21 protein-coding genes are annotated in these 23,741 nt (G+C 73.4%); 9 read left to right on the top strand and 12 right to left on the bottom strand.

Going from position 1 to position 23,741, the window contains the following annotated elements; all coding sequences use genetic code 11:
• The first annotated feature begins 269 nt into the window (after nt 1-269).
• From ABZ576_RS23370 to ABZ576_RS23390, 5 genes are all read left to right on the top strand, one after another.
• Nucleotides 270-2,144 carry a gamma-glutamyltransferase gene (locus ABZ576_RS23370; RefSeq protein ID WP_360744005.1) on the top strand — a complete coding sequence of 625 codons (1,875 nt, stop codon included), beginning with the start codon at nt 270-272 and terminating at the stop codon, nt 2,142-2,144.
• Between the two features lie 160 nt (nt 2,145-2,304).
• The gene (locus ABZ576_RS23375; protein ID WP_360744007.1) at nt 2,305-3,150 is read left to right on the top strand and encodes an inositol monophosphatase family protein; all 846 of its coding nucleotides are present in this window, start codon (nt 2,305-2,307) and stop codon (nt 3,148-3,150) included.
• Between the two features lie 89 nt (nt 3,151-3,239).
• Nucleotides 3,240-4,658 (top strand): NAD(P)/FAD-dependent oxidoreductase, encoded by a 1,419-nt coding sequence (locus ABZ576_RS23380; RefSeq protein ID WP_360744010.1) that lies wholly within the window; start codon nt 3,240-3,242, stop codon nt 4,656-4,658.
• The gene (locus ABZ576_RS23385) at nt 4,655-5,164 is read left to right on the top strand and encodes an O-acetyl-ADP-ribose deacetylase (RefSeq protein ID WP_360744013.1); all 510 of its coding nucleotides are present in this window, start codon (nt 4,655-4,657) and stop codon (nt 5,162-5,164) included. Before ABZ576_RS23380 ends, ABZ576_RS23385 begins: the two co-directional genes overlap by 4 nt.
• A 153-nt stretch (nt 5,165-5,317) precedes the next feature.
• Entirely contained in the window at nt 5,318-5,770 is a 453-nt protein-coding gene (locus tag ABZ576_RS23390; protein ID WP_360744016.1) for a hypothetical protein, read from the top strand.
• Here the strand turns inward: ABZ576_RS23390 and ABZ576_RS23395 are convergent.
• Nucleotides 5,730-7,727 (bottom strand): aminotransferase class I/II-fold pyridoxal phosphate-dependent enzyme, encoded by a 1,998-nt coding sequence (locus ABZ576_RS23395; protein ID WP_360744333.1) that lies wholly within the window; start codon nt 7,725-7,727, stop codon nt 5,730-5,732. The two genes, ABZ576_RS23390 and ABZ576_RS23395, sit on opposite strands and share 41 nt — an antisense overlap.
• Nucleotides 7,728-7,774: 47 nt before the next feature.
• A complete protein-coding gene (locus ABZ576_RS23400) occupies nt 7,775-8,482 on the bottom strand; it encodes a phenylalanine--tRNA ligase beta subunit-related protein (RefSeq protein WP_360744019.1) in 708 nt (235 codons plus the stop codon).
• 323 nt (nt 8,483-8,805) lie between these two features.
• Here ABZ576_RS23400 and ABZ576_RS23405 point away from each other — a divergent pair, with 323 nt between their 5' ends.
• The 3 genes from ABZ576_RS23405 (at nt 8,806) to ABZ576_RS23415 (ending at nt 11,685) form a co-directional block, all read left to right on the top strand.
• The gene (locus tag ABZ576_RS23405; RefSeq protein WP_360744336.1) at nt 8,806-9,612 is read left to right on the top strand and encodes a methylenetetrahydrofolate reductase; all 807 of its coding nucleotides are present in this window, start codon (nt 8,806-8,808) and stop codon (nt 9,610-9,612) included.
• Nucleotides 9,613-9,705: 93 nt separating this feature from the next.
• Complete coding sequence (locus tag ABZ576_RS23410; RefSeq protein ID WP_360744022.1) at nt 9,706-11,184, top strand: AlkA N-terminal domain-containing protein; 1,479 nt, start codon at nt 9,706-9,708, stop codon at nt 11,182-11,184.
• A gap of 9 nt (nt 11,185-11,193) precedes the next feature.
• Nucleotides 11,194-11,685: a methylated-DNA--[protein]-cysteine S-methyltransferase gene (locus ABZ576_RS23415; protein ID WP_360744025.1), complete on the top strand. Its 492-nt coding sequence runs from the start codon at nt 11,194-11,196 to the stop codon at nt 11,683-11,685.
• Nucleotides 11,686-11,692: 7 nt separating this feature from the next.
• Here ABZ576_RS23415 and ABZ576_RS23420 read toward each other — a convergent pair whose 3' ends face one another.
• The 3 genes from ABZ576_RS23420 to ABZ576_RS23430 all read right to left on the bottom strand — a co-directional run bounded on the left by ABZ576_RS23420 (nt 11,693) and on the right by ABZ576_RS23430 (nt 14,165).
• The gene (locus ABZ576_RS23420) at nt 11,693-12,439 is read right to left on the bottom strand and encodes a Sir2 family NAD-dependent protein deacetylase (RefSeq protein WP_360744028.1); all 747 of its coding nucleotides are present in this window, start codon (nt 12,437-12,439) and stop codon (nt 11,693-11,695) included.
• Between the two features lie 129 nt (nt 12,440-12,568).
• A complete protein-coding gene (locus ABZ576_RS23425) occupies nt 12,569-13,063 on the bottom strand; it encodes an NUDIX hydrolase (protein ID WP_360744031.1) in 495 nt (164 codons plus the stop codon).
• 28 nt (nt 13,064-13,091) lie between these two features.
• Nucleotides 13,092-14,165 (bottom strand): ADP-ribosylglycohydrolase family protein, encoded by a 1,074-nt coding sequence (locus ABZ576_RS23430; RefSeq protein ID WP_360744034.1) that lies wholly within the window; start codon nt 14,163-14,165, stop codon nt 13,092-13,094.
• Nucleotides 14,166-14,315: 150 nt separating this feature from the next.
• Between ABZ576_RS23430 and ABZ576_RS23435 the strand changes: the two genes are divergently transcribed.
• On the top strand, nt 14,316-15,467 hold the full coding sequence (locus tag ABZ576_RS23435; RefSeq protein WP_360744037.1) for a glycerate kinase: 1,152 nt from the start codon (nt 14,316-14,318) through the stop codon (nt 15,465-15,467).
• Nucleotides 15,468-15,849: 382 nt separating this feature from the next.
• Here ABZ576_RS23435 and pssA read toward each other — a convergent pair whose 3' ends face one another.
• The 7 genes from pssA to ccrA form a co-directional block, all read right to left on the bottom strand.
• A complete protein-coding gene (gene pssA, locus ABZ576_RS23440) occupies nt 15,850-16,668 on the bottom strand; it encodes a CDP-diacylglycerol--serine O-phosphatidyltransferase (RefSeq protein ID WP_360744339.1) in 819 nt (272 codons plus the stop codon).
• Between the two features lie 22 nt (nt 16,669-16,690).
• Nucleotides 16,691-17,347 carry a phosphatidylserine decarboxylase gene (locus tag ABZ576_RS23445; protein ID WP_360744040.1) on the bottom strand — a complete coding sequence of 219 codons (657 nt, stop codon included), beginning with the start codon at nt 17,345-17,347 and terminating at the stop codon, nt 16,691-16,693.
• A gap of 170 nt (nt 17,348-17,517) precedes the next feature.
• Nucleotides 17,518-18,723, bottom strand: a complete 1,206-nt coding sequence (locus tag ABZ576_RS23450; RefSeq protein ID WP_360744043.1) for an acyl-CoA dehydrogenase family protein — start codon at nt 18,721-18,723, stop codon at nt 17,518-17,520.
• Between the two features lie 2 nt (nt 18,724-18,725).
• The gene (locus ABZ576_RS23455; protein WP_030346774.1) at nt 18,726-19,238 is read right to left on the bottom strand and encodes a MaoC family dehydratase; all 513 of its coding nucleotides are present in this window, start codon (nt 19,236-19,238) and stop codon (nt 18,726-18,728) included.
• Between the two features lie 4 nt (nt 19,239-19,242).
• A complete protein-coding gene (locus ABZ576_RS23460) occupies nt 19,243-20,205 on the bottom strand; it encodes a CoA ester lyase (RefSeq protein WP_360744046.1) in 963 nt (320 codons plus the stop codon).
• Nucleotides 20,202-22,229, bottom strand: a complete 2,028-nt coding sequence (locus ABZ576_RS23465; RefSeq protein WP_360744049.1) for a protein meaA — start codon at nt 22,227-22,229, stop codon at nt 20,202-20,204. Before ABZ576_RS23465 ends, ABZ576_RS23460 begins: the two co-directional genes overlap by 4 nt.
• 9 nt (nt 22,230-22,238) lie before the next feature.
• Nucleotides 22,239-23,576 (bottom strand): crotonyl-CoA carboxylase/reductase, encoded by a 1,338-nt coding sequence (gene ccrA, locus ABZ576_RS23470; RefSeq protein WP_360744342.1) that lies wholly within the window; start codon nt 23,574-23,576, stop codon nt 22,239-22,241.
• Between the last annotated feature and the right edge of the window lie 165 nt (nt 23,577-23,741).

Genomic DNA, 23,741 nt, shown 5'->3' on the forward strand with positions numbered 1-23,741 from the left:
AAAGTAGAGGACGGAGCGGGCCCGCGGGGCCGAATGATCGTTTCTTTCTCCCGGCTGTCCTCTCCTGCCGGATGAGGCCCGCTTGCGCTCGCAATAGGGCCCCCGGCGGCGGGGGCGGACGCACGAGCCTGATCACCCCCGCCGGTGCCCGGTAGCCTGCTCGCCGATCGGACCAACCGAACGGCCTCGCCCGGGCACACGCGCCCCGGAGCGCGGAGCGGACGCGGACCGCTCGTCGAGCGCGAGGCCCGTCGACAGCGAGGTGAGAGATGCAGTTCACCACCCGGCCGACCCTCCAGGGCACCTTCGGCATGGTCTCCTCCACCCACTGGCTGGCCTCCCAGTCGGCGATGGCGGTACTGGAGGAGGGAGGCAACGCCTTCGACGCCGCCGTCGCCGGCGCGTTCGTCCTGCACGTCGTGGAGCCGCACCTGAACGGGCCGGCCGGGGAGGTCCCGATCCTGCTGGCCCCGGCGGGCGGCGCGGTGCGCGTGCTGTGCGGACAGGGCGTGGCCCCGGCCGGTGCCACGGTGGCCCACTACCGGGGGCTCGGACTGGACCTCGTACCCGGCACCGGCCCCCTCGCGGCCGCCGTGCCCGGCGCCTTCGACGCCTGGCTGCTGCTCCTGCGCGACCACGGCACCAAGTCCCTCGACGACGTCCTGAAGTACGCCATCGGGTACGCCGCACACGGGCACGCGCCCGTCGAGAACGTCGGCCTGACCGTCGAGAGCGTACGGCGGCTGTTCGAGACCGAGTGGACCTCGTCGGCGGAGCTGTACCTGCCCGGCGGGAGGGCTCCCCGCCCCGGCACGCTGCTGCGCAACCCCGCCCTCGCCGCCACCTGGCAGCGGCTGCTGGCCGAGACCGCCGGCGCGGGCGGCCGGGAGGCCCGGATCGACGCCGCGCGCGAGGTGTGGCGCTCCGGCTTCATCGCCGAGGCGCTGGTACGGCAGTCCCGGCGGCCCACCATGGACACCAGCGGCGAGCGGCACACCGGCACGCTCACCGAGGCGGACCTCGCGGGCTGGTCGGCGACCTACGAGACGCCGGTGGCGTACGACTGGAACGGCTGGACCGTGTGCAAGGCCGGGCCCTGGAGCCAGGGCCCCGCCCTGCTCCAGCAGCTCGCCCTGCTCCCGCCCGAGCTGCCCGCCCACGGCTCGGCCGACTACCTCCACCTGCTGATCGAGGGCTGCAAGCTGGCCATGGCCGACCGGGAGGCCTGGTACGGCGACGCCGCCGAGGTGCCCCTCGCGGATCTGCTGTCCGACGAGTACAACGCCGCCCGGCGGGCCCTCGTCGGCGAGCGGGCCTGTCCCGACCTGCGCCCCGGCAGCCCCGGCGGGCGTACCCCGCGGCTGCCGGCGCGGGCACACGCGTGCGTGCCGGCCGGCGCGGAGCGCGGCTTCGACCCGATGGGCGCCGGAGAGCCGACCGTCGCCGGCCTGTCCGGCGAGCCGGCCGTCGCCGGGCTGGGCGTGGTGCCGTCCGTCACCGGGCCGTCCGGTGAGCCCGAGGTGGCCGCCGACGGCCTGACCCGCGGCGACACCTGCCACCTGGACGTCGTCGACCGCTGGGGCAACATGATCGCGGCCACGCCCAGCGGCGGCTGGCTCCAGTCCAACCCCGTCGTCCCCGAGCTGGGCTTCCCGCTCGGCACCCGCCTGCAGATGGCCTGGCTGGAGGAGGGCCTGCCCAATTCCCTCACCCCCGGGCGGCGCCCGCGCACCACCCTCACCCCGTCCCTGGCGCTGCGCGACGGCGTGCCCGTGATGGCGTTCGGCACGCCCGGCGGCGACCAGCAGGACCAGTGGCAGCTGCACTTCTTCCTGGCCGCGGCCCTGCGCCCCCCGGTCCGCGGCGGCCTCGACCTGCAAGGCGCCGTCGACGCCCCCAACTGGCACAACGACAGCTTCCCCAGCTCCTTCCACCCGCGCACCCGGCGCCCCGGCAGCGTGACCGTGGAGTCCCGTACCGCCCCCGGCGTGATCGAGGAGCTGCGGCGGCGCGGCCACGACGTCACGGTCGGGCCCGCCTGGTCCGAGGGGCGCCTGTGCGTGGTGGCCCGGGACCCGGAGACCGGCCTGCTGTCGGCGGCGGCGAACCCGCGGGGGATGCAGGGCTACGCCGTCGGCCGCTGACGGCCCCCGCCGGGCGGTGGCGGGCGCCCCCGGCCGCCGGCGGCCGGCGGCCGGGTCGGGGCCGCCGGGCGGTGGCGGTCCCCCTTCTTCACCCCGATTCCACCCCGCGTACACCGGCCGGGGGCGGGGATTGTCAGTGGGGCGTGCTCTCATGGGAGACATGATCGAAGAGACGGAAACCATCGAGGAGTTTCTCGCCCGCTGCTCGGCCGACGTGGAGGAAGCGGTCCGCAAGGCCGCCGCGGCCGAGATCCTGCCCCGCTTCCGCCGCCTGGCCGCGCACGAGGTGGACCAGAAGAGCGGCCCGCACGACCTGGTGACGGACGCCGACCGCCTCGCCGAGCTCCGGCTCACCGAGGACCTCGGCGCCCTGCTGCCCGGCTCCGTGGTGGTCGGCGAGGAAGCCGTGCACGCCAACCCGGCGGTATACGAGGCGCTCCAGGGCGACGCACCGGTCTGGATCGTCGACCCGGTCGACGGCACCCGCCAGTTCGTGCACGGCGACGACGGCTTCTGCACGCTGGTGGCGCTGGTCCACCGCGGTGTGGTGACCGCGTCCTGGACCTACGCGGCGGCGCGCGACCAGCTCGCCACCGCCGTCCGGGGCCGGGGCGCCTTCCTCGACGGGGAGCGGCTGTTCGCGGGCCCGCCCGAGCCCGGCCGCGACCTCGTCGTCGCCACCTCCCACCCGGACTACACCACCGAGGAGCAGAAGCGCGCGCTGCGCGCCCTGTGGACCGACGGCCTCGCGCCGCGCCCGTGCGGCTCCGCCGGCCTGGAGTACCTCGCCGTCGCCCGGGGCGAGTCGGACGCGGTCGCGTTCTCCTGGGAGGCCGCCTGGGACCACGCGGCCGGACTGCTCCTGGTCGAGGAGGCGGGCGGCACGCACCTCACCATGACCGGTGAGCCGTTCCGCGTCACCGGCGGCAACGCCCTGCCGTTCACCGCCGCCCGGGACGCCGCCACCGCCCGCCGGGTGGCCGGCCTGCTGCGCACCGGGTCCTGAACCGCCCGGACCACCCCGGGCCGGGGAAGTGCCGGTACCGCGGCATATCCTGATCCGGAATGGCCGTCGGCTGACGAAGGGGTCCGAAGGTGCCGTCGATGCTCGATGCGGTCGTGGTGGGTGCGGGACCGAACGGACTGACCGCTGCCGTGGAGCTGGCCCGCCGAGGCTTCTCCGTGGCCCTGTTCGAGGCCCAGCCCACGGTGGGCGGCGGCGCCCGCACCGAGGAGCTCACCCTCCCCGGCTTCCGGCACGACCCGTGCTCGGCCGCGCACCCCCTGGGCATCAACTCCCCGGCCTTCCGCGCCCTGCCCCTCGACCGGTACGGCCTGGAGTGGCTGCACGCCCCGCTGCCCATGGCCCACCCGTTCCCGGACGGCACCGCGGCCGTGCTGTCCCGGTCGGTGGCCGAGACCGCGGCCTCCTTCGGACCGCGTGACGCGGGCCCGTACCGCAGACTGGTCGAGCCGCTCCTGGCGCACTGGGACACCCTGGTGCGGGACTTCATGTCGCTGCCGCTGACCGCGCTCCCGCGCGACCCGGTCACGCTGGCCCGGTTCGGCCTGGCCGGGCTGCCGCCGTCGACCTGGCTGATGCGCCGATTCAGGGACGAGCGGTTCAAGACCCTCTTCGCCGGCCTGGTCGCCCATGTGATGGCGCCCCTCGGCGGCCTGGCCACCAGTGCCATAGGACTGGTCTTCGCCCTCTCCGCCCACGCCCGCGGCTGGCCGGTGCCCCGCGGCGGCTCCCAGGCCATCTCCGACGCCCTCGCCGGCTACCTCACGGACCTGGGCGGCGAGGTGCACACCGACTACGAGGTCAAGCGCCTGGACGACCTGCCGCCCGCGCGGGCGTACGTCTTCGACACCTCGCCCACCGCGCTCGCCCGCATCGCCGGCTTCGGCGACACGTACGCGAACTACCGCTACGGCCCGAGCGTCTTCAAGATCGACTACGCGCTGGACGGTCCGGTGCCCTGGACCGCGCCCGAGGCCCGCGTCGCCGGCACCGTCCAGATCGGCGCCGACCACGCCGAGATCGGCGCCGCCCTGCGCGCGGCCTCCCGGGAGGGCCGCGCCCCCGACAAGCCGTTCATGATCACCGTGCAGCCCAGCGTGGCCGACCCCACCCGCGCCCCCGAGGGCAAGCACGTCTTCTGGGCCTACGGCCATGTCCCCAACGGCTGGTCCGGCGACCTCACCGACGCCATGGAACGCCAGCTGGAGCGCTTCGCCCCCGGCTTCCGCGACCGTGTGCTCGCCCGCGCCACCGCCGGACCCGCCGAGATGGCCGCCCGCAACGCCAACTACGTCGGCGGCGACATCGCCTGCGGCGCGGCCTCCGGGCTCCAGCTGCTGCTGCGCCCCAAGCTGACGCCGTTCCCGTACCACACCCCCCACCCGGCCGTCTTCATCTGCTCCTCGGCCACCCCGCCGGGCCCCGGCGTCCACGGCATGTCCGGTCACAACGCGGCCAAGGCCGTGTGGCGGAGGCTGCGGCAGGCATGACCACCATCACCCTCGTCCAGGGCGACATCACCCGGCAGAGCGCCGACGCGATCGTCAACGCGGCCAACTCCTCCCTCCTCGGCGGCGGAGGGGTGGACGGCGCGATCCACCGCCGCGGCGGCCCCGCCATCCTGGAGGAGTGCCGCGGGCTGCGCGCCTCCCGGTACGGCAAGGGCCTGCCCACGGGCCGGGCGGTCGCCACCACGGCCGGCGCGCTGGACGCCCGCTGGGTCATCCACACCGTCGGCCCGGTCTGGTCCGCCACCGAGGACCGCTCGGACCTGCTCGCCTCCTGCTACCGGGAGTCCCTGCGCGTCGCCGACGAACTCGGCGCCCGTACCGTCGCCTTCCCGGCCGTCTCCACCGGCGTCTACCGCTGGCCGTTGGAGGACGCCGCCAGGATCGCGGTGGAGGCGGTGCGCAGCACGCCGACGGCCGTGGAGGAGGTCCGGTTCGTCCTCTTCGACGAGCGGGCGTACGAGGCGTTCGCCCGCCGGGCCGGCTGACGGCCGCCTGCCCCGGCACGGCGGCTCGGGCATCACCCGAACGGCGTCATCCACGGTGCGCGCGGACACCGCCCGGCCGAGGCTCAAGGGGCCGGTGCGCCCCGCGAGGCGGGGCGGCACACCGCAGGCCGGGGGTGGCAGAAAGGAAACGCCATGAGCCAGGCAGCGCAACCGACCGGACCGACGCCCTCGGGCGGGTCGTGGCCGCCGCGCCAGACCGCGGGCGCGGGCAGCGGCTGGGTGACCGGTGCCCTCACCTTCGCCGGCGTCCTCATGCTGTGCGGCGGCATCCTCGCCGTCTTCCAGGGCATCGCCGCGATCGCCAGGGACAGCGTGTACTTCCGCATCGGCGACTACGTCTACGCGATGAACCTCACCGGCTGGGGCGTGATCCACCTCGTCCTCGGCGTCCTGGTCCTGGGGACCGGCATCGGACTGCTCATGGACATGGCCTGGGCCCGTTTCGCCGGCCTGTTCCTCGTGTCGCTCAGCCTCATCGCGCAGTTCCTCTTCCTGCCGTACTCGCCCGTCTGGTCGGTGATCATGATGGCGATCGACATCTTCGTCATATGGGCCCTGGCGTCCCGCCAGGAAGCGGCGGGCTGACCCGCCGGGCCGCCGGGCCGCCCAGCGCCCGCAGGGTCTCGCCGAGCAGGGCCACGCCCTCGGCGATGACACCGGGAGGGGCGGCGGCGTACCCGAGGACCAGCCCCGGCCGGCCGGGCAGCTGCCGGTGCCAGGAGAGCGGCTGGCACTTCACACCGCGGGCGAGCGCCGCCGCGGCGAGTTCGGTGTCGGGCACGTCCGGCACATAGGTGACCGTCAGGTGCAGGCCCGCCGCGGCGCCGTGCACCCGCGCGCCCGGGAAGTGCCCGGCCAGGGCGGCGATCATCGCGTCCCGGCGCCTGCGGTGGCGCCCGCGCACCGTCCGCAGGTGCCGCTCCAGCTCACCGGACTCCATCAGCCGGGCCAGCACCAACTGCGGCAGCACGGCGTTGCCGAGGTCGTCGAACCGCTTGGCGTCGGCCAGGTCCGCGCGATGGCGGGCCGGTGCCACCAGCCAGCCGATCCGCAGCGCCGGCGCCAGCAGCTTGGACACGCTGCCCATGTAGCAGACCCGGTCGGCGAGCAGCGCGTGCAGCGCGGGCACCGGAGGCCGGTCGTAGCGGTGCTCCGCGTCGTAGTCGTCCTCCAGGATCAACCCTCCCCGCCCCGCCCACTCCAGTAGCTCGCGCCGGCGTTCGCCGCTGGTCACCACGCCGGTCGGGAACTGATGGGCGGGCGTCAGCAGCACCGCGCGGGCGCCGGTCGCCCGCAGCGCGTCGACCCGTACGCCCTCCTCGTCGACCGGCACCGGCGGGGTGGCCAGGCCCCCGTGGTCCAGATGCTGCCGGGCCCCGAGCGAGCCGGGGTCCTCCACGGCCACCGCGTCGACGCCGTCCGCCCGCAGCACCGGGTGCAGCAGGGTGAGCGCCTGCGCCGTGCCCGCGACGATCAGCACGGCGTCCGGCTCCACCCGTACGCCCCGCACCCGCGCGAGCCAGTCGGCGACCGCCCGCCGCAGCCGGGGCGCGCCGCGCGGGTCGCCGTACCCGAGCTGCTCGGCGGACAGCTCGCTCAGCACGGCCCGCTCGGCGCGCAGCCAGGCGGCCCGCGGGAAGGTGCTCAGGTCGGGCCGGCCGGGCGTGAGGTCGACAGCGGCCGGAGCGGCCCGCAGCGCATCGAACACCGCGGCACCGGGCTCACCCCGGAAGAGCCCACCGAGGCCACCACCGCACACCCCACCGCCCCCCGAGCCATGCGCCGCCCCGGGGCCCTCCCACGACCGCAGGCCACCGGCCGGCCCGGACCCGGCCGTCCCGCGGCCACCCGCCGACCGCAAGCCGTCCGCCGAGCCCAAGCCCGACGACCGCAGGCCACCGGCCGGCCCGGACCCGGCCGTCCCGCGGCCACCCGCCGACCGCAAGCCGCCCGCCGACCCCGAGCCCGACGACCGCAAGCCCGACGACCGCAAGCCGTCCGCCGAGCCCGAGCCCGACGACCGCAAGCCGTCCGCCGAGCCCAAGCCCACCGGCCCCGAGCCCACCGACCCCGAGCCCACCGACCGCAAGCCGCCCGCCGCCCCCGGGCCACCGACCGCCCCCGGGCCACCGACCGCCCCCGGGCCACCCGCCGCCCCCTCGCCGTCCGCCGTGCCCTCCGGCGTTGGCGCGCCCGGGAGCGCGGGCGCCGTGGTGAACGGTGCGGCGACCACCGCCGTGCCTCCGCGTCGGCGGCCCGCCAGCTGGCCGTCCTCGGCCAGTCGCCGGTACGCCTCCGTCACCACCCCGCGGGAGACGCGCAGTTCCGCGGCGAGCACCCTGGTCGGCGGCAGCCTGCTGCCCACCGTCAGCCGGCCGTCGGCTATCGCCCGCCGCAGCTGCCCGGCCAGCCAGTCCGTCTTCCCGCCGGCGGGCACGTCACCGGCCGCCAGCTGGAGGAAGTCGGAGCCGCGCGCCGGCACGTCGTCCGCCGCCGGCTCCGCCGGCTCCGCCGGGTCCCGCCCCTCGTCCACCCTGTCCATGCCCGCCGATGCTGCCACGCGCCACCACCACCCCGGCGGCCGCCCGGTCAGTGCCCGAACTCGAATTCCGGTGCGGACGCGGTCAGCACGGCGGACGCCGTGGTGGCGGCCCAGTGCGCCGCCACCTCCTCCTCGACCGTCTTCAGCACCTCGGCCACGGTCCGAGCGCCCCCGTCGTGCATCGCCTCCGCCACCACCAGCACCCGGCCGGTGTGCGCGCCGACCGCCGAGTACCCGCTCTGCCGGTGGGTCCAGCGGCGGGCGTGCGCGCGCCCCGCCGAGTCGGCGAAGGTCACCTCACCGGGCGCGGGATGCTCCGTGCCGCCGCCGAACGCGGTGTACGTCTCGTCGCCGCGGGCCCCGCGGACCTCCAGCAGCGGCCCGGCGATCCGGTCGACGTCGAGGACCGCGACCGGAACGGCGTACGCCACCGAGATCGCGTTGCACAGGTCCACCAGCGGATGGATGCCCGGCAGTGCCCCGTCCTTCCGTAGCCGGCGCAGCAGCGACTCCGAGGCGGAGCGGTACTGCGTCGGTTTCAGCCCCATCCGGGTGAAGGCCCGCCGCCACGCCAGCACCTCGGGGAACTCGCCCTCCGTGGCGTGGGCCAGCCGGTCCACGGCGCGGGCGGTGTACGCGGTGGCGCGCGGCCCGGTGTCCGCGGCCGTGCCGACGCCGGCGGCGTACAGCACGCCGGCGGCCAGTTCGGGATGGGCGGCCCGGATCGGGGCGGCATGCCGGAATCGCACGGTCACGCCACCCCCGCTCGGGCACGGGAGCCGGACGGAACGCTCAACGGGACCTCCTCGGTGATCGGACCACCACCCTGCCCCCCGGCTTGGCCCGCCGGCCAGGGCCAAAGAGGGCCGGCCGGAGAGGTCCATAACCGCGGGCGGCGCCCCCTGGCCGAGGCCCCGGAGGCCCGCGTGACATCATCGGCCGGGGTCAGGACCACCCCCGTACGAGGAGCACGATGAACCCCGCTCTCACCGCCCCGGCCGACGGCGGTACCCCCCGCGCGCACGGCGCCGGGAGCCCGGGGCAGGGCACCCGCCTGCTGGAGGACTTCTCCCTGGAGATGACCGGCAAGGACGTGCCCGGTCTGGAGGAGGCGCGCGAGACCATCCCGCCGGGCACCCGGATCAACATCACCTTCCTGGCCGGGGAGGACACCGCCACCCGGCTCGCGGCCGCCCGCGCGGTCAAGCGGCTCGGCTTCGTGCCCGTACCGCACCTCTCCGCCCGCCGTCTGCCCTCCCGGCTCGCGCTGGAGGAGTTCCTGTCCGGGCTGGCCGCCGACGGCACCGCCGAGAACGTGTTCGTCGTCGGCGGCGACCCCGCCCGGCCCGAGGGCCCCTACGCGGACGCGCTCGCCGTACTGCGCACCGGACTGCTCCAGCGGTACGGCGTCCGGCACGTCGGCATCACCGGCTACCCGGAGGGCCACCCCGGCATCGCCGACCCGGCCCTCTGGTCGGCGCTGACGGACAAGGCGGCGGCCATCGGGGCCCACCGGTTCACCGGCGACGTCATCACCCAGTTCGGCTTCGACGCCGACCCCGTCCTCGCCTGGCTGGAGGCCCTCCGGGCCCGTGGTGTGCGGCTGCCCGTCCGTGTCGGCGTCCCCGGCCCGGCGGGCGTGCGCCGGCTGCTCGGCTACGCCACCCGCTTCGGCATCGGCACCAGCGCCTCCGTCGCCCGCAAGTACGGGTTCTCGCTGACCAACCTCATGGGCACGACGGGCCCGGACCGCTTCCTGCACACTCTGGCCGAGCGGTACGACCCCGCCCGGCACGGCGAGGTGAAGGTGCACTTCTACACCTTCGGCGGGCTGCGGACCACCGCCGAGTGGATCACCCGCTACCGCCGGCAGGACCCGTCCTGAGACCGACCTGACGCATCCACGCCCCAGGCCGGCCCCACGTACGTGTCGGATTTCCGCCAGCGGCCGGGGTGGGTGCCGCCCGATGCTGGATCCATGCAGACAGGGATGCACCTCGACCGGGAGCAGTGCGTGCGGGCCGTGCGGTCCAAGGACGCCCGGTTCGACGGCTGGTTCTTCACGGCCGTCCTGACCACCCGGATCTACTGCCGGCCGAGCTGCCCGGCCGTTCCGCCCAAGGCGGAGAACATGACGTTCCACCCGAGCGCCGCGGCCTGCCAGCAGGCCGGGTTCCGGGCCTGCAAGCGCTGCCGGCCCGACGCCAGCCCCGGCTCCCCGGAGTGGAACCAGCGCGCCGACCTGGTCGCCCGCGCCATGCGGCTGATCGCCGACGGGGTCGTGGACCGCGAGGGCGTGCCCGGACTCGCCGCCCGGCTCGGCTACAGCACCCGGCAGGTGGAGCGGCAGCTGCTGGCCGAACTGGGCGCCGGGCCCCTCGCCCTCGCCCGCGCCCAGCGCGCCCAGACCGCCCGGCTGCTCATCGAGACCACCCCGCTGCCCATGGCGGACGTGGCCTTCGCGGCCGGTTTCTCCTCCATCCGCACCTTCAACGACACCGTCCGCGAGGTCTTCGCGCTCTCGCCGAGCGAGCTGCGCGCCCGGGCGCCCCGCAGCGGGGCGGGCACCCCGGGCGCACTCACCCTGCGGCTGCCGTTCCGCGCCCCGCTCCACCCCTCCAACCTCTTCGGCCACCTCGCCGCCACCGCCGTACCCGGCGTCGAGGAGTGGCGCGACGGCGCCTACCGGCGCACCCTGCGGCTGCCCTACGGCCACGCGATCGTCGCCCTCGCCCCCCGCCCCGACCACATCGCCTGCCGGCTGGCGCTCAGCGACCTGCGCGATCTCACCGTGGCCATCAGCCGCTGCCGCCGCCTGCTCGACCTGGACGCCGACCCGGTCGCCGTCGACGGCCGGCTGCGCGCCGACCCGCTGCTCGCGCCCCTGGTCGACCGCGCCCCGGGCCGCCGGGTGCCGCGCACGGTGGACGAGGCCGAGTTCGCCGTCCGGGCCGTGCTCGGGCAGCAGGTGTCCACGGCCGCGGCCCGCACCCACGCGGCCCGCCTGGTCACCGCCCACGGCAAGCCCCTGGACGACCCCGAGGGCGGCCTCACCCACCTCTTCCCCGCCCCCGAGGCACTGGCCGGCATCGACCCCGAGACCCTGGCGATGCCCCGCTCCCGGCGCGCCACCCTCACCACCCTCGTGAGGCAACTCGCCGACGGGGACCTCCACCTGGGGGCCGAGGCCGACTGGGCACAGGCCCGCGCCCGGCTGCTCGCGCTGCCCGGCTTCGGACCGTGGACGGTCGACGTCATCGCCATGCGCGCCCTGGGCGACCCCGACGCGTTCCTCCCCACCGACCTCGGTGTCCGGCGCGCCGCACAGGAGCTGGGCCTGCCCGCCACCCCGGCCGCGCTCACCGCCCGCGCCGCGGGCTGGCGGCCCTGGCGGGCGTACGCGGTGCAGTACCTGTGGGCGACCGACAGCCACCCGATCAACTTCCTCCCCGAGTAGAGGACCTCAGTGAACCACCACACCACCACCGACAGCCCCTACGGCCCGCTCACCCTCGTCGCGGATGCCGACGGCGCCCTGTGCGGCCTGTACATGGCCGGCCAGCGGCACCGCCCCGCGGAGGAGACCTTCGGCCCGCGCGACGACTCCCTGCCCGTGTTCGCCGAGACGGCCGAGCAGCTGGGCGCCTATTTCGCGGGCGAGTCCGAAGGGTTCACCGTACGGCTCGCCCTGCGCGGGACACCGTTCCAGCGCAGCGTCTGGCAGCAGCTGACCCGGATCCCCTACGGCGAGACCCGCAGCTACGGCGAACTCGCCGCCGCCCTCGGCAACCCCGCCGCCTCCCGGGCCGTCGGTCTCGCCAACGGCCGCAACCCCGTCGGCATCATCGTCCCCTGCCACCGCGTGATCGGCTCCACCGGCAACCTCACCGGCTACGGCGGCGGCCTGGACCGCAAACGACGCCTGCTGGACTTCGAACGCGGCACCGCCCTGTTCTGACGCGCCCTCAGGGGGATGTCCCGCCGAACTCCCCGGCGAGCCCCCGCAGCAGGGGAGGCAGCGCGGTACCGATCGGGTCCCGGACGACCTGGTGGGCGAGCTCGTCGTACGGCGTCGGCTCGGCGTTGACGATGATCAGGTGGGCGCCGTTGTCGGCGGCGACACCGACCAGACCGGCGGCGGGCTGCACCTGGAGGCTGCTGCCGACGGCGACGAACACCGTGCACGCCTTGCTGATCGCCATGGCCTGGCCCAGCACCACCGGGTCCAGCCGCTGCCCGAACATCACGGTCGCCGACTTCAGGATCCCCCCGCACGCCAGGCACGCGGGATCCTCCTCACCAGCCTCCACCCGGGCGAGCGCCTCGTCCATCGGCCCCCGCGCCCCGCACCCGGTGCACACCACACCGCGCGCGCTGCCGTGCAGTTCGAGGACCTTGCGGGCAGGCATCCCGGCGAGCTGGTGCAGGCCGTCCACGTTCTGTGTGAGCACCCGCACGGGGACGCCGGACCGCTCCAGCTCGGCGACGGCCCGGTGCGCCGCGTTCGGCTCGGCCCCGAGCGCCTGGCTCTGCCGGCGCATCTGCCAGGACCGCCGCCGGATCCCGGGATCGCTCATGTAGTACTCGTACGTCACGAGCTTCTCGGCCTCCGGATCCCGCCGCCACAGTCCGTTCGGCCCGCGGTAGTCGGGGATCCCCGAGTCGGTGGAGATACCGGCCCCGCTGAGCAGGGCGACGAGGGGCTTGGCCATGACCACGAGGGTAGGCGGGGCCCGCGGTCCCGGCGAACGGATATCGCCCCGGCCGAGCCCTCCCCGGACGGACCGCTCGCACCGGCCCCCGCCGGCGGACGAGGCCCCGGGACCGGCAGGGCCGGGCGGTCACGCCACCCGGTGGCCGTTCTCCAGCTCCGCCGTGCCCGAGCCGGCGGCGAGGACGTCCAGGGCGGCCAGCACGCGGCGGCCGAGCGCGCCGGGCAGGTGGGCGGTGATCTCCTCCCGGGAGACCAGGCGCCAGGACAGCAGCTCCTCCTCCTGCAGGCGGATGGCCTTCAGATCGGCCTCCGCGAGGACACCGCCGTCGTACAGGTACGCCACCAGCGGCGGCCGGCCCGTGCCGTGCACCCAGTCCACGGCCAGCAGCCGGCCGAGCTCGCGGTCGAGCCCGATCTCCTCCAGCGTCTCCCGGCGGGCACCCTGCCGCGGCGTCTCCCCGTCGTCGGACTCGATGGTGCCGCCCGGAAGCGCCCAGCCCTCGCGGTAGTTCGGCTCGACGAGCAGCACCCGCCCCTCGGCGTCCCGGAAGAGCGCGGCGGCACCGGCGAGGATGCGGGGCAGGCCGGCGATGTAGGCGGCGAAGTCAGCAGTCGTGGTCATCCAGGAAGGGTAACCAGGCACCGCGCCGCTACGCCCCGGCCGTCACCAGGCGCAGGGTGCGTTCGGCCAGCGCACTGATCCGCACCCCGTCGAAGCCGAACACCGCGCTGCGCACCGTGTCCTGGAGCGGGTCCCGCCACTGGGCCGGGATGGCGTCCGCCCCGGTGAGGACGCCGGCCACCGAGCCGGCCGTCGCACCGTTGGAGTCGGTGTCCAGGCCGCCCCGCACGGTCAGCGCGATGGTCCGCGTGAAATCGCCGTCGCCGTACAGCAGCCCGGCGGTGAGCACGGCCGCGTTCGGCACCGTGTGGATCCAGCCGAGCCCGGCGGTCTCCTCCGACACCGTGGCCAGGGTCTCCTCCCAGGGCAGGCGCGTCTCGTGCAGGGTCATGACCCGGCGGACGGTACGGGCCAGCCGGCTGCTCGCCGGGACGACCGTGAGCGCCGTGTCCAGGGCGTCCCGGACGGTCGGCGCGGTGAAGGCCGCCGAGATCAGCGCGGCGGCCCACATGGCGCCGTAGACGCCGTTGCCGGTGTGCGACAGCACCGCGTCCCGGCGGGCCAGGCCGGCGGCCCGCACCGGATCGCCGGGGCAGGTCCAGCCGTAGACGTCGGCCCGGATCAGCGCGCCGATCCACTCCTGGTAGGGGTTGTCGTAGGTCGCCGTCAGCGGGGGTTTCAGCCCGTTGGCGAGGTTGCGGTACGCCGCCCGTTCCGCCGTGAAGGTCTGCAGGTACGGCAGTCTGAGCAGCCACAGGTCGCCGACCTGCTCGGTGCTGAAGCCGAGGCCGTGGGTCTCCAGCAGGTGCAGGCCGAGGATCGCGTAGTCGACGTCGTCGTCCCGGCAGCTGCCCTGGATCCGGCCGCGCACGCAGCAGCGCCACTCCGGCCGCAGCACCGCGGCTTCGGCCGGGTCGGCGGGCTCGGGCAGGTAGTCGGTCAGGGGCAGGGCCGCCGCCCGGCGCAGATAGCGGTCGATGCGGTCGCGGGTCCACACCTCGCCCTGTTCGACCGGCTTGCCGAGCATGTTGCCCGCGATCCGGCCGAGCCAGCCGCCGTGGACGCGGTCGGCGAGGTCCGGCCGGGTGCGCTGGGTGCTCATGGCAGGGGTGTACCCACTTTGCCCGGCCGGCTCCCGGCGGCTTCCCAGGGTTCGGGCGGGGCATGACGGCGGGGGCGTCCTGCGGTTATCGTCACAGCGGCGCGACTGGCCCTGACGTGCGCGGGGCCCGGAGAGCAAGGGGAAGACAAGGTGGCGGACGCTTCAGTGGACGGGACCCGGCGGGTGCTCATCGCCGCGGACAAGTTCAAGGGCTCGCTGACGGCCGTGCAGGTCGCCGAGCGGGTGACGGCCGGGCTGCGCCGGGTGGTGCCCGACCTCGAGGTCGAGGCGCTGCCGGTGGCCGACGGCGGTGACGGCACCGTGGACGCGGCCGTCGCGGCCGGCTTCGAACGGCACGAGGTCCGGGTCGCCGGACCGCTCGGCCAGGAGGTGACGGCCGCCTTCGCGCTGCGCGACGGCACCGCGGTCGTGGAGATGGCCGAGGCGAGCGGACTCCAGCGCCTGCCGGCCGGTGTCTTCGCCCCGCTCACCGCCTCGACGTACGGTTCCGGGGAACTGCTGCGCGCCGCGCTGGACGCGGGCGCGCGCACGATCGTGTTCGGCGTCGGCGGCAGCGCCACGACGGACGGCGGCGCGGGGATGCTGTCCGCGCTGGGCGCCCGGTTCCTGACGGAGGCGGGTGAGCCGGTGTCCCCGGGCGGCGGCGGACTGGCCGGGCTGGCCCGCGCGGACCTCTCCGGCCTGGACCCGCGGCTGTCCGGGGTGGAGCTGGTGCTCGCGAGCGATGTCGACAACCCGCTGACCGGTCCGAAGGGCGCGCCGGCCGTGTACGGCCCGCAGAAGGGCGCCTCGCCGGAGGACGTCGAGACGCTGGACGCGGCGCTGGCCCACTTCGCGAAGGTCCTGGAGGCCGAGGCCGGGCCGCGGGCGGCGGAGTACGCGGCGTCCGCGGGCGCCGGGGCCGCCGGTGGCATCGGGTACGGGGCCCTGCTGCTCGGCGCCCGGTTCCGTGCCGGCATCGAGGTCATGCTCGACGTGCTCGGCTTCGCGCCCGCCCTGGAGCGGGCCTCGCTGGTCGTCACCGGCGAGGGGTCGCTGGACGAGCAGACGCTGCACGGGAAGGCGCCGGCGGGGGTGGCCGCGGCGGCGCGGTCCGCGGGGAAGCCGGTGGTCGCGGTGTGCGGGCGGCTCGCGCTGCCCGAGGAGGCGCTGGAGCGGGCGGGGATCTCGCGCGCCTACCCTCTGACGTCGGTCGAGCCGGACGTGGCCACGTGTATCGCGGAGGCGGGGCCGATTCTGGAGCGGGTCGCGGCCCGCATCGCCGAGAACCACCTGACCTGACCCCCGGGGGCCCCGCCCTCGGCCCCCGGCCCCTCGCCCACCCACCACCCGCCTCGGTGGGCCGGGAGGTGGCCCTGCGACCGCCTCGGTGGGCCGAGAGGTGACCGTCCGGCTGCCTCGGCGGCCGAGAGGTGACCGTCCGGCCGCCTTGACGGCCGGGAGGTGACCGTCCGGCTGCCTCGGTGGGCCGGGAGAGTGCACGCTCGGCTGTGTGGGTGGGCCGGAGGGTGAGATCCGGCCGGCCGGGGCGTTCGGCGGTGTCGAGGGCCTGGCCGCCGACCGAGGCGGGCGGCCCGGTGGGGCGGAGACAGGCGGTGGAGCGGGGCGCATGCGAAGGGCCCCGGACCCGATACCCGGGTCCGGGGCCCTTCGGCGTCGGCGCCTACGGCAGCTGCGCCGCCCGCGCCTCCCGCCGGTTGTCGCGGAAGTTGTTCACCCGCCGGGCCGTCGCGAACAGCGGGATCACCGCGCCCATGACCAGCTGGAGCGCGCAGCCCGTCTGGAGCAGCAGCTGACCGCTCGGCGCGTCGAAGGCCCAGGCCGCCAGCAGCCCCATGGAGAGCACGATCCAGCAGAGCATGGCCCCGGCCAGCCGGCCCCGCGGCTTCGGGTACTCCACCCGGCTCACCATCAGCCACGCCGTCCCCAGGATCGCCAGCAGCGTGGCCACGAACGGCAGCTCCAGCAGCACGATCGAGACGACCGTCAGCGCGCCGAACGGCGAGGGCATGCCCTGGAACATGCCGTCCTTCATCGTCACGCAGCTGAACCGGGCCAGTCTCAGCACCACCGCCAGCAGCACCACGATCGCGCCCACCGCCGCCACCCGCTGGTGCGCGTCGTCCGCGACCATGCCGTAGACGAGCACGAAGTACGCGGGCGCGAGGCCGAAGCTGATCAGGTCGGAGAGGTTGTCCAGCTCGGCGCCCATGGGGGAGGAGCGCAGCTTGCGCGCCACCAGGCCGTCGAACAGGTCGAAGACCGCCGCGCAGAGCATCAGGATGACCGCCGTGGCCGCGCTGTGGCGGGCCATGCCGGACTCCTGGCTGCCGGTGAGGTGCGGGATCAGGATGCCGGTGGTGGTGAAGTACACCGCCATGAAGCCGCACGTGGCGTTGCCGAGGGTGAGGGTGTCCGCTATCGACAGGCGGAGCGAGAGGGGCATCTCCTCCTCGTCGTCCACCTCGTCGGCCTCGGGCACCCAGCCCGCCTGGGTCTCCGGATCAATCACGGTCAATGCGAGTCACCCCAGCCACGGTCTTCTGACCGACCTCGACCGCGACCTCCACGCCCTCGGGCAGGTAGAGGTCGACACGCGAGCCGAAGCGGATCAGACCGATTCGGTCGCCCTGCTCGACCTTCGTGCCCTCCGGGATGTAGGGCACGATGCGGCGGGCCACCGCGCCGGCGATCTGGATCATCTCGATGTCGCCGAGTTCGGTGTCGAAATGCCAGACTACGCGCTCGTTGTTCTCGCTCTCCTTGTTGAAAGCCGGAACGAAGCCGCCGGGGATGTGCTCGACCGAGGTCACCGTGCCCGCGAGGGGCGCGCGGTTGACGTGGACGTTGAGCGGGCTCATGAAGATCGCGACGCGGGTTCGTCCGTCCTTCCACGGCATGATGCTCTGCACCACGCCGTCGGCGGGCGAGATGACCCGGCCCTGGGCGATCTCGCGCTCGGGGTCGCGGAAGAACCACAGCATGCCCGCCGCCAGCGCGGTGGCGGGTACGGCGACGGCCTTCGCCGCACCGGAGCGGCGGGCGCGGGCCAGGCTGAGGGCTGCGGTGGCGACGGTCGGGAGAAGCCACGGCGATGCTCCGCGCGCGAGGCGTGCGCCTACCAGGCTGTCGCGGTGTGCAGAGGTTTGGCTGTGGGGCATGGATGACCTTCGTAGCGGATGATGCCGCGCTCTGACGGGGGACGGCGGCTTTCCGGGGATCGTACCGGTCGCGGGCTACAACTGGGCAAGCCAGTCAGTCGAGTCGGCGGCTGAAGACCGCCTACGGGGTGTGATCTTCTTCTCGAAGAAAACACCCCGTACCCGGACAATCAGCCCTGGAACCGATACTCTTCGAGCAGCCTGCGCCCGATGATCATTTTCTGGATCTCGGCGGTACCTTCACCGATGAGCAGCATCGGGGCCTCACGGTAGAGGCGCTCGATCTCGTACTCCTTGGAGAAGCCGTAGCCGCCGTGGATCCGGAAGGCATCCTCCACGACCTCCTTGCAGTATTCGGAGGCGAGGTACTTCGCCATCCCTGCTTCAAGGTCGTTTCGTTCACCGGAGTCCTTTTTGCGTGCCGCGTTGACCATCATGGCATGCGCGGCCTCCACCTTGGTAGCCATCTCGGCCAGCTTGAACTGGATGGCCTGGTGCTGGGCGATCGGCTTGCCGAAGGTGTGCCGCTGCTGGGCGTACCGGACACCCAGTTCGAAGGCGCGCTGGGCGACACCGCAGCCACGCGCCGCCACATTCACCCGGCCCACCTCGACGCCGTCCATCATTTGGTAAAAACCTCGGCCGGTGACCCCGCCGAGCACCCGATCGGCCGGGACGCGCAGGCCGTCCATGATCAACTCGGTGGTGTCGACACCCTTGTAGCCCATTTTGTCGATCTTGCCGGGAATGGTGAGGCCGGGGCGGACCTCGCCGAAGCCCGGCTCCTTCTCGACCAGGAAGGTGGTCATCGACTTGTGCGGGGCCGTGCCCTCGGGGTGTCCTTCGTCACTCCGGACCAGAACGGCCACGAGCGAGGACGTGCCGCCGTTGGTCAGCCACATCTTCTGGCCGTTCAGGACGTACTCGTCGCCGTCCTTCACCGCCTTCGACGTGATGGCCGACACATCGGAGCCCAGGGCCGGCTCCGACATCGAGAAGGCGCCCCGGATGTCGCCGGCCGCCATCCTGGGCAGGAAGTGGTCCTTCTGCTCCTGCGTGCCGTGCTGCTTGAGCATGTACGCCACGATGAAGTGGGTGTTGATGATGCCGGACACCGACATCCAGCCGCGGGCGATCTCCTCCACGCACAGCGCGTAGGTGAGGAGGGACTCGCCCAGGCCCCCGTACTCCTCGGGGATCATCAGACCGAACAGCCCGAGTTCCTTCAGGCCGTCCACGATCGCTTGCGGGTACTCGTCGCGGTGCTCCAGCTCCGTGGCGACAGGGATGATCTCCTTGTCGACGAAGTCCCGGACGGTGGAGAGGATCTCCTGCTGGACGTCGGTCAGACCGGCGGTCTGGGCGAGACGGGCCATCTCTACTTCTCCTGCTGCTTCGGTTCGGGGCGGCCCGGCTGCTCGCCGCCGCGCTCCTTGATGTACGTCTCGGTGGGCACCATCACCTTGCGGCGGAAGACGCACACCAGGGTGCCGTCCTGCTTGTAGCCCTTGGTCTCGACGTAGACGATCCCGCGGTCGTTCTTCGACTTCGACGGCCACTTGTCGAGCACGGTCGTCTCGCCGTAGATCGTGTCGCCGTGGAAGGTCGGCGCGACGTGCTTGAGCGACTCGATCTCCAGGTTGGCGATCGCCTTGCCGGAGATGTCCGGCACGGACATGCCGAGCAGCAGGGAGTAGATGTAGTTGCCCACCACGACGTTCTTGCCGAAGTCCGTCGTCTTCTCCGCATAGTTCGTGTCCATGTGGAGGGGGTGGTGGTTCATGGTGAGGAGACAGAACAGGTGGTCGTCGTACTCCGTGACCGTCTTGCCCGGCCAGTGCTTGTACGTCGCCCCGACCTCGAACTCCTCGTAGGTGCGTCCGAACTGCATGGCCCTACGCCTCCGGGATCTCGAACTTGCTGGTGCGCTGCATGCCGGCGGCGCGTCCCTTGCCGGAGATGACCAGGGCCATCTTGCGGCTGGCCTCGTCGATCATCTCGTCGCCGAGCATCGCGGAGCCCTTCTTGCCGCCCGCCTCGGACGTGTAGTAGTCGTACGCGTCCAGGATCAGCTCGGCGTGGTCGAAGTCCTCCTGCGACGGCGAGAAGATCTCGTTCGACGCCTCGACCTGGCCCGGGTGCAGCACCCACTTGCCGTCGAAGCCGAGCGCGGCGGCGCGCTGCGCGACCTCGCGGTAGCCCTCGACGTTGCGGATCTGGAGGTAGGGGCCGTCGATCGCCTGGAGGTTGTTGGCGCGGGCGGCCATCAGGATCTTCATCAGGATGTAGTGGTAGGCGTCCGCCGGGTAGCCGGGCGGCTGCTCGCCCACGACGAGCGACTTCATGTTGATCGACGCCATGAAGTCGGCCGGGCCGAAGATGATCGTCTCCACGCGCTGCGAGGCCTGCGCGATCGCGTTGACGTTGTTCAGGCCCTGCGCGTTCTCGATCTGCGCCTCGATGCCGATCTTGCCGACCTCGAAGCCCATCGTCTTCTCGATCTGGGTCAGCAGCAGGTCGAGCGCCACGATCTGCTCGGCGCTCTGCACCTTCGGCAGCATGATGCAGTCGAGGTTCTGGCCGGCGCCCTCCACGACCGTGACGACGTCCCGGTACGTCCACTCGGTCGTCCAGTCGTTGACCCGGACCACGCGCGTCTTGCCCGTCCAGTCGCCCTCGTTGAGGAACTTCACGATGGTGTGCCGCGCCTCGGGCTTGGCGAGCGGCGCGCACGCGTCCTCCAGGTCCAGGAAGACCTGGTCCGCGGGGAGGCCCTGGGCCTTCTCCAGGAAGCGCGGGTTCGAGCCCGGTACCGCCAGGCAGGAACGCCGGGGGCGAAGGCGGTTGACCGTGGTCATGCGGGGACCTCCAGGGGGTCGAGCTTGTTCGCTTTGCGGATCTCGTCCACGATGCGGCCGATGATCCCGGTGATGTCGAAGTCCTTCGGGGTGAACACCGCGGCCACTCCGGCGGCCCTGAGCTGCTCGGCGTCACCGTTCGGGATGATGCCACCTGCGATCACGGGTATATCTGTGGCACCGGCCACACGCAGCCGCTCGAGGACGTCCGGGACCAGCTGGGCGTGCGAGCCGGAGAGGATGGACAGGCCCACGGCGTGCACGTCCTCGGCCAGGGCCGCCTCCACGATCTGCTCGGGGGTCAGCCGGATGCCCTGGTAGACCACCTCGAAGCCGGCGTCACGGGCGCGCACGGCGATCTGCTCGGCGCCGTTGGAGTGACCGTCCAGGCCCGGCTTGCCGACCAGGAAGCGCAGGCGGCCCACGCCCAGGTCGCGGGCGGTGGCGTCCACCTTGGCGCGGACCCCCGCGAGGGCGGAGCCGGCCTCGGCGGCGACGGCCACCGGCGCGGAGGAGACCCCGGTGGGCGCCCGGTACTCGCCGAACACCTCGCGCAGCGCGCCCGCCCACTCGCCGGTCGTGACCCCGGCCCGGGCGCACTCCAGCGTGGCCTCCATCAGGTTGCCGGTGCCCTTCGCGGCCTCCTTCAGCCGCTCCAGCGCCTTGCACGGGCGCGGGTGGTTGAAGGGCGGCTGGTAGCGGGTGTCCCGCCAGCCCTGGAGGGCCGCCACCACCCGGGCCTCGACCGCCGGGTCCACCGTCTGGATCGCGGTGTCCAGGTCGGCGGTGAGCGGGTTCGGCTCGGTGCCCTCGAAGATGTTGACGCCGACGATCTTCTCCTGGCCGGACTCGATCCGGGCCCGGCGCTCGGCGTGCGAGGCGACCAGCTGCGACTTCAGGTAGCCGGACTCCACGGCGGCCATCGCGCCGCCCATCTCCTGGATGCGGTCGATCTCGGCGAGGACCTCCTCGACCAGCCGGTCCACCTTCGCCTCGATCACCTTCGAGCCCTCGAAGATGTCCTCGTACTCCAGCAGGTCGCTCTCGTAGGCGAGCACCTGCTGGATGCGCAGGCTCCACTGCTGGTCCCACGGGCGGGGCAGACCGAGGGCCTCGTTCCACGCGGGCAGCTGCACGGCACGCGCGCGTGCGTCCTTGGAGAGGGTCACGGCCAGCATCTCCAGGACGATCCGCTGGACGTTGTTCTCCGGCTGCGCCTCGGTCAGGCCGAGCGAGTTGACCTGGACGCCGTAGCGGAAACGGCGCTGCTTGGGGTTCTCGATGCCGTACCGCTCACGCGTGATCTTGTCCCAGATGCGGCCGAACGCCCGCATCTTGCACATCTCCTCGATGAAGCGGACGCCCGCGTTCACGAAGAAGGAGATCCGGGCAACCACGTCGCCCATGCGCTCCTGCGGCACCTGGCCGGAGTCGCGCACGGCGTCCAGCACGGCGATCGCGGTGGACATCGCGTACGCGATCTCCTGCACCGGCGTGGCCCCGGCCTCCTGCAGGTGGTAGCTGCAGATGTTGATCGGGTTCCACTTCGGGAGGTGGGAGACCGTGTACGCGATCATGTCCGTCGTCAGGCGGAGCGAGGGCCCCGGCGGGAAGACGTGCGTCCCGCGGGACAGGTACTCCTTGACGATGTCGTTCTGGGTCGTGCCCTGGAGCTTGGTGATGTCCGCGCCCTGCTCCTCGGCGACGACCTGGTAGAGCGCCAGCAGCCACATGGCGGTGGCGTTGATCGTCATCGAGGTGTTCATCTGCTCCAGGGGGATGTCCTGGAACAGCCGGCGCATGTCACCGAGGTGCGCGACGGGCACACCGACCCGGCCGACCTCGCCGCGGGCGAGGATGTGGTCGGGGTCGTAGCCGGTCTGCGTCGGCAGGTCGAACGCCACCGACAGACCCGTCTGGCCCTTGGCGAGGTTGCGCCGGTACAGCTCGTTGGACGCCTCGGCCGTGGAGTGGCCGGCATACGTCCGCATGAGCCACGGACGGTCCTTCTGACGCTCTGTCATCTATGGCCCTCAGATGTTCCGGAAGCGGTTGATGGCGTCGATGTGCTTCGCGCGCATCTCCTCGTCGCGCACGCCCAGGCCCTCCTCCGGAGCCAGGCAGAGGACGCCGACCTTGCCCTGGTGCAGGTTGCGGTGGACGTCGTAGGCGGCCTGGCCGGTGTCCTCCAGCGAGTACACCTTCGACAGGGTCGGGTGGATCTTGCCCTTGGCGATCAGGCGGTTGGCCTCCCACGCCTCGCGGTAGTTGGCGAAGTGCGAGCCGATGATCCGCTTCAGCGACATCCACAGGTAGCGGTTGTCGTACTGGTGCATGTAGCCGGAGGTGGAGGCGCAGGTGGTGATGGTGCCGCCCTTGCGGGTGACGTACACCGAGGCGCCGAAGGTCTCGCGGCCGGGGTGCTCGAAGACGATGTCGATGTCCTCGCCGCCGGTGAGCTCGCGGATGCGCTTGCCGAAGCGCTTCCACTCCTTCGGGTCCTGGGTGTTCTCGTCCTTCCAGAACTTGTAGCCCTCGGCGGTGCGGTCGATGATCGCCTCGGCGCCCATGGAGCGGCAGATCTCCGCCTTCTGGGGCGAGGAGACCACGCAGATGGGGTTGGCGCCGCCGGCGAGCGCGAACTGGGTCGCGTACGAGCCCAGGCCGCCGCTCGCGCCCCAGATGAGCACGTTGTCGCCCTGCTTCATACCGGCGCCGTTGCGGGAGACCAGCTGGCGGTAGGCGGTGGAGTTCACCAGGCCCGGCGCCGCGGCCTCCTCCCAGCTGAGGTGGTCCGGCTTCGGCATCAGCTGGTTGGACTTGACCAGCGCGATCTCGGCGAGGCCGCCGAAGTTGGTCTCGAAGCCCCAGATGCGCTGCTCGGGGTCGAGCATGGTGTCGCCGTGGCCGTCGGAGGACTCCAGCTCGACCGAGAGGCAGTGCGCGACGACCTCGTCACCGGGCTTCCAGGCGTTCACGCCCGGGCCGGTGCGCAGGACCACGCCCGCGAGGTCGGAGCCGATGATGTGGTACGGCAGGTCGTGGCGCTTGGCCAGTTCGTTGGTGCGGCCGTAGCGCTCCAGGAACCCGAAGGTGGACAGCGGCTCGAAGATCGAGGTCCACACCGAGTTGTAGTTGACCGAGGAGGCCATGACGGCCACCAGGGCCTCACCCGGGCCCAGTTCGGGCACCGGCACCTCGTCCAGGTGGATCGACTTGCGCGGGTCCTTGTCGCGGGTTTCCAGGCCCGCGAACATCTCCGTCTCGTCCTTGTGCACGGTGATCGCGCGGTACGACTCGGGGAGCGGCAGGGCGGCGAAATCGGCGGACGTGGCGTCCTTCGACTGGATCGCGGCCAGGATGTCCTTCACGGTCACGGTATTGCCTCCGGCGGTGAGCGCCCTGAGGGAGGGGCGCCTGAGGGATCGTCGGTGCTGCGATGAGTGCTGCTGAGGGTTTTCGAGGGTGTGCCGTCGGTTCGGCTCGGGGTACTTCGGCAGCGCTTTGTGGCGCGGGAGGTTGCCTGTGACGCAGGC

Source organism: Streptomyces sp. NPDC013455 (genome assembly GCF_040632975.1).
Classification (GTDB): domain Bacteria; phylum Actinomycetota; class Actinomycetes; order Streptomycetales; family Streptomycetaceae; genus Streptomyces.